At 54.3% G+C, this 13,694-nt stretch carries 12 protein-coding genes; 7 read left to right on the forward strand and 5 right to left on the reverse strand.

Going from position 1 to position 13,694, the window contains the following annotated elements; translation table 11 throughout:
- Positions 1 to 17 precede the first annotated feature (17 nt).
- From mnmE to V6N04_RS10745, 5 genes are read left to right on the forward strand one after another with little or no spacing between them, the layout of a single operon-like run.
- On the forward strand, positions 18 to 1,307 hold the full coding sequence (gene mnmE / locus V6N04_RS10725; protein ID WP_371170160.1) for a tRNA uridine-5-carboxymethylaminomethyl(34) synthesis GTPase MnmE: 1,290 nt from the start codon (positions 18 to 20) through the stop codon (positions 1,305 to 1,307).
- A gap of 28 nt (positions 1,308 to 1,335) precedes the next feature.
- Positions 1,336 to 3,204: a tRNA uridine-5-carboxymethylaminomethyl(34) synthesis enzyme MnmG gene (mnmG, locus tag V6N04_RS10730; protein ID WP_371170161.1), complete on the forward strand. Its 1,869-nt coding sequence runs from the start codon at positions 1,336 to 1,338 to the stop codon at positions 3,202 to 3,204.
- Positions 3,201 to 3,821: a 16S rRNA (guanine(527)-N(7))-methyltransferase RsmG gene (rsmG, locus tag V6N04_RS10735; RefSeq protein WP_371170162.1), complete on the forward strand. Its 621-nt coding sequence runs from the start codon at positions 3,201 to 3,203 to the stop codon at positions 3,819 to 3,821. Before mnmG ends, rsmG begins: the two co-directional genes overlap by 4 nt.
- Positions 3,814 to 4,611, forward strand: a complete 798-nt coding sequence (locus V6N04_RS10740) for a ParA family protein (RefSeq protein ID WP_371170163.1) — start codon at positions 3,814 to 3,816, stop codon at positions 4,609 to 4,611. The genes rsmG and V6N04_RS10740 overlap by 8 nt, the downstream gene beginning before the upstream one ends.
- 7 nt (positions 4,612 to 4,618) lie before the next feature.
- Positions 4,619 to 5,500, forward strand: a complete 882-nt coding sequence (locus V6N04_RS10745) for a ParB/RepB/Spo0J family partition protein (protein ID WP_371170164.1) — start codon at positions 4,619 to 4,621, stop codon at positions 5,498 to 5,500.
- 15 nt (positions 5,501 to 5,515) lie between these two features.
- Here the strand turns inward: V6N04_RS10745 and hemW are convergent, their stop codons facing one another.
- Genes hemW through rph form a run of 3 tightly spaced genes read right to left on the reverse strand, consistent with a single transcriptional unit; the run spans position 5,516 to position 7,990 of the window.
- Positions 5,516 to 6,670, reverse strand: coding sequence for a radical SAM family heme chaperone HemW (gene hemW, locus V6N04_RS10750; protein WP_371170165.1), 1,155 nt, complete (start codon positions 6,668 to 6,670; stop codon positions 5,516 to 5,518).
- Between the two features lies 1 nt (position 6,671).
- Positions 6,672 to 7,283, reverse strand: coding sequence for an RdgB/HAM1 family non-canonical purine NTP pyrophosphatase (gene rdgB / locus V6N04_RS10755; RefSeq protein ID WP_371170166.1), 612 nt, complete (start codon positions 7,281 to 7,283; stop codon positions 6,672 to 6,674).
- On the reverse strand, positions 7,280 to 7,990 hold the full coding sequence (gene rph, locus V6N04_RS10760; RefSeq protein ID WP_371170167.1) for a ribonuclease PH: 711 nt from the start codon (positions 7,988 to 7,990) through the stop codon (positions 7,280 to 7,282). Before rph ends, rdgB begins: the two co-directional genes overlap by 4 nt.
- A 72-nt stretch (positions 7,991 to 8,062) precedes the next feature.
- Between rph and hrcA the strand changes: the two genes are divergently transcribed.
- On the forward strand, positions 8,063 to 9,127 hold the full coding sequence (hrcA, locus tag V6N04_RS10765) for a heat-inducible transcriptional repressor HrcA (protein ID WP_371170168.1): 1,065 nt from the start codon (positions 8,063 to 8,065) through the stop codon (positions 9,125 to 9,127).
- Positions 9,128 to 9,138: 11 nt separating this feature from the next.
- The gene (locus tag V6N04_RS10770) at positions 9,139 to 9,702 is read left to right on the forward strand and encodes a nucleotide exchange factor GrpE (protein WP_371170169.1); all 564 of its coding nucleotides are present in this window, start codon (positions 9,139 to 9,141) and stop codon (positions 9,700 to 9,702) included.
- A 46-nt stretch (positions 9,703 to 9,748) separates the two neighbouring features.
- Here V6N04_RS10770 and mutS read toward each other — a convergent pair whose 3' ends face one another.
- Together mutS and galE are read right to left on the reverse strand one after the other, a co-directional pair.
- A complete protein-coding gene (gene mutS / locus V6N04_RS10775) occupies positions 9,749 to 12,370 on the reverse strand; it encodes a DNA mismatch repair protein MutS (RefSeq protein ID WP_371170295.1) in 2,622 nt (873 codons plus the stop codon).
- 94 nt (positions 12,371 to 12,464) lie between these two features.
- Positions 12,465 to 13,475 carry a UDP-glucose 4-epimerase GalE gene (galE, locus tag V6N04_RS10780; protein ID WP_371170170.1) on the reverse strand — a complete coding sequence of 337 codons (1,011 nt, stop codon included), beginning with the start codon at positions 13,473 to 13,475 and terminating at the stop codon, positions 12,465 to 12,467.
- Between the last annotated feature and the right edge of the window lie 219 nt (positions 13,476 to 13,694).

Consider the following 13,694-nt stretch of genomic DNA (forward strand, 5'->3'; position numbering starts at 1 on the left):
AATACAATGGGTTAACTATGGATACGATTTACTCTCTAGCCAGTGCTCGCGGAAAAGCGGGGGTCGCAGTGGTCCGGATATCCGGGCCACAAGCATTTGTGGCTGCAACAAATATTGCCGGAACGATTCCGGTTTTACGAAAAGTGGGGCTACGAACTCTAAAGTCCGATGACGGATCAGTTTTGGATGAGGGTTTGGTATTATGTTTCGACGCCGGTGCAAGCTTCACCGGTGAAGACGTTGTGGAGCTGCAACTTCATGGATCCACTGCGGTGGTTCGTGCGGTTTTGGAAGAGCTTTCAAAGCAGCCAGATCTGCGTTTGGCAGAACCAGGTGAATTTACGCGCAGAGCGTTGGAGAATGACCGGCTGGACCTAGCACAGGTCGAAGGGCTAGCAGACCTTCTGGATGCAGAGACAGAGGCTCAGCGGCGTCAGGCCGTCACTATCCTGTCTGGTGCTCTTGGAGACCTAGCAGAGGAGTGGCGGCGTGATCTGATCCGGGCGGCAGCGCTCTTGGAAGCCACGATAGATTTCGCTGATGAAGATGTTCCGGTTGATGTTTCACCAGAGGTGAATGCGCTGTTGGACGGTGTTTTGGAGACTTTAGCAGCAGAGACAGCCGGGACCCGGATAGCAGAACGAATTCGGGAGGGGTTTGAGGTCGCCATTGTCGGATCACCGAATGCTGGTAAGTCGACCTTATTGAACGCTCTTGCTGGACGCGAGGCTGCTATCACGTCAGAAGTTGCGGGCACGACGCGAGATGTGATTGAGGTTCATATGGAGTTGGCGGGCCTACCGGTAGCCGTTCTGGACACAGCCGGATTGCGAGAAGCACAAGATGTTGTGGAAACTATCGGTATAGAACGCGCTATATCGCGTTCAGCTGCGGCTGATCTGCGTATTTTTCTTGCGCTGGAAGAAGGCGAAGCATTCGCGCTTGAGCCCCGAATTGACGACATTGTAGTTCTAGGAAAAGCAGATAAGCGCGCGTCTGGCGGACTGTCTGTCTCGGGTCTGACCGGGCAAGGCGTTAGCGAGTTGGTCGAGCGAATCTCTGATGTACTGGAGAGCCGCGTCAAAGGCGCAGGGATAGCGACACGAGAGCGTCATAGAATAGCGATGGAGATCGCTTTGAGAGCTTTGGAAGACGCTCGAATCGAGGTACAACACGGCCCAGAGCGCGCAGAATTTGCAGCGGAAGAGATCAGAACCGCGGTTCGAGCCCTTGATAGTTTGGTCGGGCGTGTTGATGTAGAGCATTTGTTGGATGAGATATTTTCCAGCTTCTGTTTGGGAAAATAGGACCGGTTGATAGGATGGAGTGTTTCACGTGAAACATCTTGATTTCGATGTCGTTGTTGTTGGTGGCGGGCATGCGGGCGCGGATGCGGCCCATGCTTCGGCGCGGCTAAATGCACGCACTGCATTGATTACACTCAGAAAAGAAGATTTGGGAGTGATGTCCTGTAATCCGGCAATTGGTGGCCTTGGAAAAGGCCATCTTGTTCGAGAGATCGACGCTATGGACGGCCTAATGGGTCGGGTCGCGGATCAGGCTGGCATCCAATTTCGACTGCTTAACAGGCGGAAAGGTCCGGCGGTACAGGGACCGCGCGCGCAGGCCGACCGAAGGCTATATCGCTCTGCCATGCAGGCAGAAATAGGCGCGACGCCAAACCTTACCGTTATTGAAGGTGAGGTCGTCGATCTTTTGATGGATGGTGATCGCGTCGTTGGTGTTATGTTGCAAGATGGAAGCCGTGTAAGGTCGGCAGCCGTTATTTTGACAACAGGGACTTTCCTGCGGGGCATTATCCACGTTGGCGATGAGCAGACGTCCGGCGGACGAATGGGCGATCGACCATCGATTAAGCTGGCGGAACGCATCGATGGGTTCGGACTTCCATTAGGGCGATTGAAAACCGGTACGCCCCCGCGGCTGGATGGCAGAACTATCGACTGGGACATACTCGACCTTCAACCGGGTGACGACGACCCGGTGGTGTTTTCGTTTATGAACAGCAAGGCGATTGCGAAGCAGATCTCCTGTGGGATAACCCACACTAACACCCAAACCCATGATATTATTCGCGAAAACCTAGACAAGTCGGCGATGTATGGTGGGCATATTGATGGTGTAGGACCGCGATACTGCCCTTCGATTGAAGACAAGATCGTCCGGTTTGCAGATAAAGAATCCCATCAAGTATTCTTGGAGCCAGAGGGACTGGACGATCATACCGTCTATCCAAATGGGATAAGCACCTCTTTGCCTGTGTCTGTGCAGAAGGATTACGTTCGCTCCATCGTTGGGCTGGAACGAGCAGAGATTCTTCAGCCGGGCTATGCGATTGAGTATGACTATGTTGACCCTCGGGTCCTGACGGAAACTTTGGCTTTGCGAGATGTACCAGGGCTCTATCTTGCGGGCCAGATCAATGGAACGACAGGATATGAGGAGGCCGCGGCGCAAGGTTTGGTCGCCGGGTTGAATGCTGCCCTTGCGGCCCTGGGCCGCGATCCGGTGATCTTCTCGCGCTCGAATTCGTATATTGGTGTGATGGTAGATGACCTTATAACACGGGGCGTTACTGAGCCTTATCGGATGTTTACGTCGCGAGCGGAGTATCGGCTTTCCTTACGGGCGGATAATGCAGACCAGCGCCTGACACCACTTGGCGTATCGCTAGGATGTGTTGGTTTGGAACGAAGGCGTGCGTTTGATCGAAAAATGGAAAAGTTGGAGGTTGCGAAGGCCGAGCTCACCAGAAAGACGTTCTCGCCTCAGGACCTTGAGGGTCTTGGGCTTCAAGTGAGAAAGGATGGAACTCGTCGGACGGCGTTTGACCTACTGGCTTTCCCGGATATGAATTTTTCCAAAGTTATCCTGCTTGATCAATCCTTTGGTGACATCCCTGAGGAAATTCAGGTCCAAGTGGGCCGGGATGCGATGTATGCGAACTATATTGAACGACAAGCGCGTGACGTGGAGGCGTTAAAGCGCGATGAAGCGCAACGTATTCCTGATGATTTCCGATATGAGGGGCTAGAGGGGTTGTCGAACGAACTGGCAAGCAAGCTTTCTCGAACACGACCGCGTACGTTGGCCCAAGCGGGTAGGGTCGAGGGAATGACGCCTGCAGCGTTGACGCTGATACTCGCCAAGCTTCGTCAGGCCGCCAGAAAGCGGACGGCATGAGCAAGGACGCGCTGCTCGACGAACCTTTTGTTTCACGTGAAACAATGGAGAGGCTGGAGATTTATGCCGGTCTGCTAAGTAAGTGGAACCCTGCGATAAACCTAGTCGCTCCGTCTACGATCTCGGACCTTTGGACGCGCCACTTTCTGGATTCCATTCAGGTGTATGAACAAGGCGGCGTTCATGTCGGTAAGTGGTGTGACCTTGGAACCGGTGGCGGGTTTCCCGGCCTGATCACCGCCATTGTTGCGCAAGAACATGACCCGGATCGCAGAACAATCTGCATTGAAAGTGATGTGCGCAAAGCAACGTTCCTAAGGACGGTAATTCGCGAGACGGGCATCAATGTGTCGGTAATTGCACAAAGAATCGAGCAGGTTAGCCCACAGGGAGCAGAAGTCGTATCGGCACGCGCACTTGCACCGCTGGATCGTTTGCTTGGATTTGCACAACCTCATTTGTCAACGGGCGGTATTTGCATCTTTCTAAAGGGAGAGAATTACCAGTCCGAAGTCAACGAAGCACTTGAAAACTGGCAATTTGACCTTGATACATATCCCAGCAAGACCAACCCGAACGCTGTTGTTATGAGAATCGGAGACCTAAAGCGTGCCTGACATTTTTCACGATCGAGGTCCCAAGATTATCGCAATTACCAATCAGAAGGGCGGCGTTGGAAAAACAACGACGACCATTAATCTTGGTGCCGCCTTGGCGGAGTCGGGTAAAAAAGTACTGCTGATTGACTTGGATCCGCAAGGCAACGCCTCGACTGGGTTGGGTGTGGAGCCGGCCGACCGAAACCTGACCACTTATGACTTATTGCTAGAGGATGCGTCCGCGGTTGAGGTCATTCAGGAGACCGACGTAGAGAACCTGTTGATCGCACCAGCGACAACCGACCTGTCTTCAGCTGATATTGAGCTGGTTTCAAACGAAAAGCGCAGCCATCTACTGCACGACGCGTTACGTTCTCCTGACTTGGGTGGTCTTGATTTGGACTACGTGCTAATTGACTGCCCGCCGTCGCTTAACCTATTGACAGTAAACGCATTAGTGGCCGCGCACAGTGTTCTGATCCCGCTTCAGAGCGAGTTCTTTGCGTTGGAAGGCCTGTCGCAGTTGATGCTTAGTATTCGCGAGGTGCGTCAAACAGCGAACCGCGATCTCCGCATCGAAGGCATTGTTCTGACGATGTTCGATAGCCGGAATAATCTGTCACGCCAGGTCGAGAATGACGCCCGCGAAAACCTTGGGGAGTTGGTGTTCAAAACCATAATCCCGCGCAATGTCCGGGTAAGTGAGGCGCCATCTTTTGCGCTGCCGGTCTTGATGTATGATCCCATGTCAAAAGGTAGCCGAGCTTATCGCGACTTGGCCGCCGAGCTTTCGAACCGCAATAAGTGAGGCTGAGATGAGTAAGAACCAAAAACAACGGGGCTTGGGTCGCGGGTTGTCTGCCTTGATGGCGGATGTTTCGACAGAGACGGCACCAACAACAGATGCGCCACGTCGGGCGGACATGTTTGTTCCGGTAGAGAAGATCACTCCGAACCCCGAACAGCCTCGTCGTCGGTTTACAGAAGAACAACTGCAGGATCTTGCGGCCTCTATTCGCGAAAAGGGTGTTATTCAGCCATTGATCGTGCGACCGAAACCGGGAGCTGAGGGTGAGTACGAGATCGTTGCAGGTGAGCGTCGCTGGCGCGCTTCGCAGATGGCGCAACTTCACGAACTACCTGTAATCATTAGAGAATATGATGATACAGAAGCGTTGGAAGTGGCGATTATCGAAAACATTCAGCGTGCCGATCTGAATGCGATTGAAGAAGCTGCGGGTTATCGCGATCTGATGAACCGATTTGGCCATACGCAAGAGAAAGTATCAGAGGCCCTGGGCAAGAGCCGTAGTCACATTGCGAACTTGTTGCGCTTGTTGAACCTGCCTGACGAGGTTCAGGGGTTTGTTCGCGAAGGCAAGTTGACCGCAGGCCATGCCAGAACTCTTGTCACCGCAGACAACCCGCTGGATCTTGCGCGTCAGATTATCTCTAAGGGCTTATCCGTTCGTGCGGCAGAGAAGCTTGCCAAAGCGCCCACGACGAAGTCTGCACCTAAGCCGCGCATGAAGACTGAGAAAGACGCTGACACCCGGGCGTTAGAGGGCGATCTGTCCGCGAGCTTGGGTATGAAGGTGCAGATCGATCACGCTCCGGGTGGTGAATCTGGAACGATCATGGTGCGATATAAGACATTGGATGATCTGGATACGCTGTGCGGTAAGCTGTCTTCTTAGGTTTGTTGCGCAGATTCAATCAGGGGCTAACTCTCGAAGAATGCCGTTAAGAACAGGGCGACCGGCTGCGGTTGCCCGGAGGTTAGAGCCAGACTGTTCGACGAGCTCAAGGTCGGACAACTCTTTGATTTTATTTGCACTTAGAGATGTAGAGTATTGATTTTTCAGCCGCTGAAGATCAATTCCGCTGCTCATCCGTAGTCCCATTAACAAATACTCGGTCGCCTGTTCGCCTATTGGGATAACAGTCCTTTGATGTTCACCACGCCCTTGTGCAACATCATCCAACCAATCCGAGGGTAGCAAACGCGTCTCGGTCGCGAACCGTTGGCCATCTAGTGTCAGTCGACCATGGGCCCCCGGGCCGATACCGATCCAATCGCCAGAACTCCAGTAAATTAGATTGTGCTGGCTTTCCTGACCTGACCTCGCATGGTTCGAAACCTCGTAGGCCGGAAGGCCCGCAGCTTCACACATGGATTGTGTCATGAAATACATATCTGTCGCGATATCTTCGTCGGGCAGACCTTTCAGCTTCCCCGCATCAAATCGTGCGCCAAATGCAGTGCCGGGCTCGATGGTGAGCTGGTAAAGCGACAAATGATCTGGATCGAATTCAAGTGCCATCTCAAGTTCAGCATTCCAATCACCCAATGACTGATCTTGACGCGCATAGATCAGATCAAAGCTGACACGATCAAACAGTGACCTGGCCAATGTTAGAGCCTGTTTTGCCTCGTTCACTGAATGCAGCCGGCCCAAGCGCTTCAGATCCATATCGTTCAGAGCCTGAATGCCGATAGAGACGCGATTTACGCCGGCATCTCGATACCCCGCGAAGTTCCGAGCTTCTATGGAGCCGGGATTGGCCTCGAGCGTGATTTCTATGTCGTTCGCAAATGCCCAGTGATGCGCCGCCCGGTCCAATATTGCACCAATCGTTGAGGGATTCATCAAACTGGGCGTACCGCCGCCAAAGTAAATCGAACTCAGATACCGATCGGGGGTTTCGGCTGCATATCGATCAAGTTCGTTCAGATAGGCGTCGGCCCAAGCCTGCTGGTCAATGGAGGCCGAGACGTGACTGTTAAAATCGCAGTATGGACATTTTGACTGGCAAAAAGGCCAGTGGACATAAAGCCCAAACCCGCCGACTTGCCAATTCTCCATCTTACGGCTCAAACACTTGCATAAGTTTTGCGAATGCGTCGGCCCGGTGGCTGATGCGGTTTTTCTCGGCCGGGTCCATTTCAGCGAAGGTAATGTCATAGCCATTGGGGACAAACATCGGATCGTATCCATGCCCCAGCGTGCCGCGCATGGGCCAAACGACCTGTCCGTCAACCTTGCCCGCAAACACCTCGTCGTGCCCATCGGGCCAAGCCATTACCAACGTTGAGCAGAAACGCGCGCTTCTAGGGAAGGGCGCATTCACAGCTTCGAGCTCTCTCCATGTGCGGGTCATCGCCATTGTGAAGTCGCGCCCGCTGGGCGTTTCCGCCCAATCGGCGGTATAAACACCCGGCGCTCCGTTTAGTCCATCAACCTCGATCCCACTGTCGTCGGACAAAGCGACCAATCCGGTCGCTTTGGAGGCGGCATGTGCTTTGATGCGCGCGTTGCCGACAAAGGTGGTTTCTGTTTCTTCAGGTTCCGGTAATTTCAACTCCGCTGCGCCTACGACTTTGATGCCCAAAGGTGTCAGCAAGGCCGACATTTCTTCAAGCTTGCCTGCATTGTGCGTCGCGAACAGAAGTTTGGGCTCAGCGAATTTGCGTGTCATGCGGTGGCCTTAAGCTGGGCAGCGACCAATTCCGACACGCCCTTGTCGGCCAGGTCCATCAGCTCGTTCATCTGGTCGCGTGTGAAGGTAGAGCCCTCAGCTGACATTTGAACTTCAATCAGTTTGGGGCCACACAACACGAAGTTTCCATCTACGCCAGCTTCTGAATCTTCTGGATAATCCAGATCGAGAACCGGTTGGCCTGCATAGATGCCGCAAGAAACTGCAGCGACCGGATCAACCAGCGGATCGGTTGTGATGTCGCCAGCTTTCAGCAGTTTGTTTACGGCCAGCCGCAGCGCAACCCAGCCACCAGTGATCGCCGCACAACGCGTCCCGCCATCGGCTTGAATGACGTCGCAATCAACGGTGATTTGGCGCTCACCCAATCCAACAAGATCAACACCAGCCCTAAGCGAGCGGCCAATCAAACGCTGGATTTCTACGGTGCGGCCGCCTTGTTTGCCGGCAGCCGCTTCGCGACGCATCCGCGAACCGGTTGACCGGGGCAGCATACCGTATTCAGCCGTTACCCAGCCCTTGCCAGAATTACGCAGGAACGGTGGCACACGCTCTTCAAGTGAGGCGGTACAAAGCACATGCGTGTCGCCGACTTTGATCATGCAAGAGCCTTCCGCATGTTTGGTGACTCCGGTCTCGATTGAAATCGGACGCATTTGATCTAAGTTTCGACCTGACGGGCGCATGGGTTTCTCCCTTTGTTTCATGTTCAAAGGCGTGATACCCATGGCTCTGGCGAAAAGGCAAGGCGATTGCGCATGGAAGACGGCCCAGATCTGATGAATGACATGAACACGCGTTCGCGCGAGGTGTTTCGCAGTGTGGTCGAAAGCTATCTGAGCACGGGCGATCCCGTTGGGTCGCGAACCTTGACGCGCGCCCTAACGGAAAAAGTCAGCGCGGCCACAATTCGCAACGTGATGCAAGACCTTGAGTATATGGGCCTGTTGGACAGTCCCCATGTTTCTGCTGGGCGCATACCGACCGAACTTGGGCTGCGCATGTTTGTGGATGGGCTGCTTGAGGTGTCGAACCTCGACAATGATGATCGTCAGAAAATTGATGCCACTGTCGGCAGTACTGACAATGATATCAACATGATGATGGATCGTGTCGGGTCCGCGCTTTCGGGCATTACGGCTGGGGCCAGCCTTGTGTTGACGCCGAAACATGAAGCACCGATCAAGCATATCGAATTTGTCTCGCTTGGTCCGGATCGTGCATTGGTCGTATTGGTCTTTGCTGATGGTCACGTAGAGAACCGCGTTTTTTCGCCACCGATCGGACAAACGCCATCATCTATGCGCGAAGCCGCAAATTTCCTGAATGCGCTGGCCGAGGGCCGCACGATCACCGAGCTGCAAGGCGTCGTGAAAAGCGAGATCAAACGCCGTCGGCAAGAATTGGACGTTTTGGCGCAGGCACTTGTCGAAAGCGGCGCGGCGTTATGGGAAAATGAAGGCGAGGCCTATGAGCGCTTGATTGTCCGCGGTCGCTCGAATCTGTTGGCAGAAGATGCGGAAGCGGCGGATCTGGAGAAGATAAAGACGCTGTTTGATGACCTTGAACGTAAGCGAGATATCGCAGAATTCCTTGATCTGGCCGATCAGGGTGATGGAGTGCGCATTTTTATTGGGTCAGAGAACAAACTTTTCTCACTTTCGGGTAGCTCTTTGGTGGTTTCACCCTATATGAACGCTGATCGAAAGATCATTGGTGCGGTTGGGGTCATCGGACCCACGCGTTTGAACTATGGACGGATTGTTCCCATCGTGGATTATACCGCGCAATTGATTGGCAAGATGATCTCGGATCGAGGATAGAAGGCAAGAAGATGGCTGACGCGAAAGATGACGCAGTTGAAAACTTGGACGCAACGATTGAACAGTTGATGACCGAGGAAGTTGATATTGATCTGACCGAAGAAGAACCGGTCGACGAGCTGGCCGTATTGCGCGCCGAGCGGGATGAATTCAAAGACCGCTTTATGCGAGCGTTGGCAGATGCCGAAAACACGCGCAAACGCGGCGAGCGTGATCGTCGTGAGGCCGAGAACTACGGTGGATCGAAATTGGCACGCGACATGCTGCCGATTTATGACAATATGAAACGCGCCTTGGAGGCGGCGGGCGACGCTGGCGACAGTGCTAAGGCTTTGGTCGAGGGTGTCGAACTGACCATGCGCTCGCTTTTGAACATCTTTGAGAAACACGGTATTCGCCGCCTGGCCCCCGAAGTGGGCGAACGGTTTGACCCTGAAGTTCACGAAGCGATGTTTGAGGCTCCGCTGCCCGGCACCAAAGCTGGCGACATCATTCAGGTGATGGGCGAGGGATTCATGCTTTATGACCGCCTACTGAGACCGGCGCAGGTTGGTGTGTCTTCAACACCGAAATAAGACGCTTGAACCAAATACAAAGCGCCTCCGAGTTCCGGGGGCGTTTTTATTTGTCCTCGACCAGCTCTTTTAGCTGATAGAGCAGGTTTAGAGCCTCAATCGGGCGAAGGTTGTCGGGTTGAATATCCGCCAATTTCTCTTCCAGCTCGGACGGCCCAGTGGGTGCGGGTTGAACCGGGGCAGGCGTCGCCGCAAATAGTGGAAGATCATCGATTACAGCCTTCTGCACCGCGCCTTCGCGCTCGCCTTTTTCCAGCGCTTCCAGAACAACGTTCGCACGGGCAATCACGCTGTCTGGAAGCCCGGCGAGCTTCGCGACTTGAACACCGTAAGACCGATCCGCAGCGCCCTTGCGGACTTCGTGCAGAAAGACGACTTCGCCCTCCCACTCCTTCACCGCAATCGTCGCGTTTTCCACGCCGTCGAGCTTGGAGGCCAGTTGCGTCATCTCGTGATAATGCGTCGCGAAAAGGGCGCGGCAACGGTTTGCCTCATGTAGATGTTCCAGCGTTGCCCAAGCGATCGACAAGCCGTCATATGTCGCTGTGCCGCGCCCAATTTCATCAAGGATTACCAATGCCCGGTCGTCGGCCTGGTTCAGAATGGCTGCGGTCTCGACCATCTCTACCATGAAAGTCGAGCGGCCGCGCGCCAGATCGTCGGATGCCCCGACGCGGCTGAACAACTGGGAAACTATCCCGATATGTGCGGCCTTTGCGGGCACGTAGCTGCCGGATTGAGCGAGCAATGCAATCAAAGCGTTCTGGCGAAGAAAGGTTGATTTACCGGCCATGTTGGGGCCAGTGAGCAACCAGATATCAGCGTCGCGTTCGCCATCCGACAGGCTACAATCATTTGCCACGAACGGGTCACCGCTTCGCTTCAAAGACGCCTCTACGACGGGATGGCGACCGCTTTCCACGTGAAACACTCGGCTGTCATCCACCTTTGGCGCGCACCAATCTTCAGATCGTGCGAGATCGGCAAATGCTGCGGAGACATCCAGTTCCGCCAAGGCGCGAGCGGTGTTCGCGATTTCTGCCGCTCGATCAAGAATTTGGCCTACTATGGTGGAATAGAGACGCTTTTCTATTTCTAACGCACGATTGCCGGCATTCAGGATTTTGGTTTCCATATCGCTAAGCGCGACGGTTGTGAAACGCACAGCATTCGCTGTCGTTTGCCGGTGAATGTAATGCTCCGCCAACGGTTCACCCAGCATCTTTTGTGCATGCGTGGCGGTTGTTTCGATAAAATAGCCAAGCACGTTGTTGTGCTTGATTTTTAGGGTCGAGATGCCGGTATGCTCGGCATATTGCGCCTGCATTCCGGCAATCACGCCGCGACCTTCATCGCGAAGCTGGCGAGCCTCGTCCAGTTCGCCGTCATATCCCGGCGCGATGAACCCGCCATCACGCGCAAGCAACGGTGGTTCGGCAACAAGTGCCTCTTCCAGCAGGAGTGATAGCTCGTCATGCCCAACCAAAGCCCTTGCGGCGTGCGAGAGGTTCTGGGGTAGCTCCAGCTCCGAGAGCATTGCATTAATATCGGCGGCGGCACCAACGCCGGTACGGATGGCAGTCAAGTCTCGGGGGCCACCACGATCCAAACCAAGGCGCGATAACGCGCGGTCGATGTCGGGCACGTTTCGTAAAGCGTCACGAATGTCCGCTGCAAGGCGTGTATCACTCTTGAAGAACGAAACACCATCAAGCCTAGCGTTGATCTCGGTCAGGTCACGTGACGGGCTAGATAGCCGACGCTCCAAAAGTCGCCCGCCTCCAGCTGTCGCGGTGCGGTCAATGACCGATAGAAGCGACCCGTCACGACCCCCTGACAGGCTGTGCGTTAGTTCAAGGTTTCTTCGGGTCGCCGCGTCGATCTGCATCGTTCCGTGCGCCAGCTCACGAACCGGCGGGCGCAATAGGGGCAGTTTGCCTTTCTGAGTGATCTCGAGATACTCGACGATTGCCCCCATTGCGCCTGTTTCCGCGCGTGAAAAGCTGCCGAATGCGTCCAGAGACCCGACTTTAAACAGCTCCAAAAGCCGTTTTTCGGCGCCCGAACTATCAAAGGCGGCACGGCCCAGTGGTGATGCCGCTGCGCCCGATTCAGAGACTAATTCGCCTAGTTCTCGCTCAAGATCATCACATAAGATGAGCTCCCTTGGTGCCAGCCGCGCCAGTTCTGGGGACAATCTGCTGCGTACGCAAGGCATCACCCGAAATGCGCCGGTCGAGATATCAACCCATGCCAGTGCGGCTTCGTCCCGCACCTCGTTATAGGCAGCCAAGAAATTGTGGCGTCGCGCATCAAGCAGGCTTTCTTCGGTCAAAGTGCCGGGGGTCACAAGTCGAACAACATCGCGCTTCACGACCGATTTTGATCCACGCTTTTTGGCTTCGGCGGGGTTTTCCATTTGCTCGCAAACAGCGACACGAAACCCTTTGCGGATCAGCGTTAGAAGATACCCTTCGGCGGCATGGAACGGCACGCCGCACATCGGAATATCTTCGCCCAAATGTTTGCCGCGCTTGGTAAGCGCGATGTCCAGGGCAGCCGCCGCAGCGACCGCATCGTCAAAGAACAGCTCGTAAAAATCGCCCATGCGATAGAACAGCAAAGCGTCTGGGTAGTCCTTCTTGATCTCAAGAAACTGCGCCATCATTGGCGTGACTTTGGCCGTCTTATCGCTCACCTTGGATCCCCCATGGTCCGGTTTGCGCCAGACTATGTGCTTCGCATCAGAGGTAAAAGAGGGATCAGCGATTTTTGCGGCGAGAGATCCAGTTCCAACTGGATCTGCACATATCATCCAGGCCCAATTCAGCCTTAAAGCCGAGCAGTTCATGCGCAAGACGGGTGTCACCATAAATGCAGGCAATGTCGCCTGGTCGACGTGGCGCGACCTGATAGGGCAGTTCTTTTCCAGCGGCGCGCTCGTACGCTTTGAGCACTTCCATGACCGAGTACCCGGTGCCTGTACCCAAGTTGACAGTATGGTCTTCGTGGGTTTTCAGCAGGGCATCTAACGACTGAACATGACCACGGGCCAGATCCATAACATGGATGTAGTCACGAATTCCGGTTCCATCTGGGGTGTCATAGTCATCGCCCCAAACTGACAGTCGCTCTAGCTCACCGTTCGCGACTTTCGCGATATATGGGACAAGATTGTTGGGGATGTCGTTTGGATCCTCGCCGATCAGACCTGTTTCATGTGCGCCCACTGGATTGAAATAGCGCAGGATGCCGAAAGACCAGCGTTCATCTGAAGCCCTGATTTGTTCGAGCGATTGTTCGCAGACCAGCTTGGTATAACCATAGGGGCTGCCAAAGCTCCGAGCGGCCGTTTCGGAAACAGGAAGGTTCTCTGGTTCGCCATAGACTGTTGCTGAGGACGAAAAGACCAGCGTAAACACCTCCGCCCGCTTCATTGCACCAAGCAGGGAATATAGGCCCGCAATGTTGGTATTGAGGTAATCCAGCGGCTTTTCCACACTTTCCCCAACGGCTTTCATTGCAGCGAAATGAATAACCGCGTCGATTTTGTGTTCCGAGAAAATCTGGTCCAACACCTTGGCGTCCAAAACGTTTCCGGTGACAGATTGAACCGGCGCGCCGGTGATGATCTCGAGCCGTTCCAGAACATCCGGGCGCGCGTTTGAGAAATTATCGAGGATAACGGCTTCGTAGCCAACCTCTTTCAGTGCAACATATGTATGAGATCCGATGAAACCGGCGCCGCCGGTCAATAAGACTTTCTGAGCCACAGGAAACCCCTTGTTCGTTTATTGAGGTATAGGACGGAAGAGTGCGAAACGCACGTCCGGAATTATTGGGTTGGGCTGCCCCAATCTAAGGCAGGCGCTTTCCTAAAATTACCAATACTGCACGCCGTGACATATAGAATTGCGTCAGAACGTCATAAGGTGACATTAAAATTCGCGAATACCGGTTGAGGCTCCGGCGGACCCCCTATAAGGGTGTAA

Origin of the sequence: Aliiroseovarius conchicola, from assembly GCF_041403445.1 — a bacterium.
Lineage (GTDB): Bacteria > Pseudomonadota > Alphaproteobacteria > Rhodobacterales > Rhodobacteraceae > Aliiroseovarius > Aliiroseovarius conchicola.

Coding starts and splice junctions, on each gene's coding strand:
- mnmE (WP_371170160.1), top strand. CDS start 18: ATGGATACGATTTACTCTCTAGCCAGTGCTCGCGGAAAAGCGGGGGTC.
- rsmG (WP_371170162.1), top strand. CDS start 3,201: ATGAGCAAGGACGCGCTGCTCGACGAACCTTTTGTTTCACGTGAAACA.
- V6N04_RS10745 (WP_371170164.1), top strand. CDS start 4,619: ATGAGTAAGAACCAAAAACAACGGGGCTTGGGTCGCGGGTTGTCTGCC.
- hemW (WP_371170165.1), bottom strand. CDS start 6,670: ATGGAGAATTGGCAAGTCGGCGGGTTTGGGCTTTATGTCCACTGGCCT.
- rdgB (WP_371170166.1), bottom strand. CDS start 7,283: ATGACACGCAAATTCGCTGAGCCCAAACTTCTGTTCGCGACGCACAAT.
- rph (WP_371170167.1), bottom strand. CDS start 7,990: ATGCGCCCGTCAGGTCGAAACTTAGATCAAATGCGTCCGATTTCAATC.
- hrcA (WP_371170168.1), top strand. CDS start 8,063: ATGGAAGACGGCCCAGATCTGATGAATGACATGAACACGCGTTCGCGC.
- V6N04_RS10770 (WP_371170169.1), top strand. CDS start 9,139: ATGGCTGACGCGAAAGATGACGCAGTTGAAAACTTGGACGCAACGATT.
- mutS (WP_371170295.1), bottom strand. CDS start 12,370: ATGATGGCGCAGTTTCTTGAGATCAAGAAGGACTACCCAGACGCTTTG.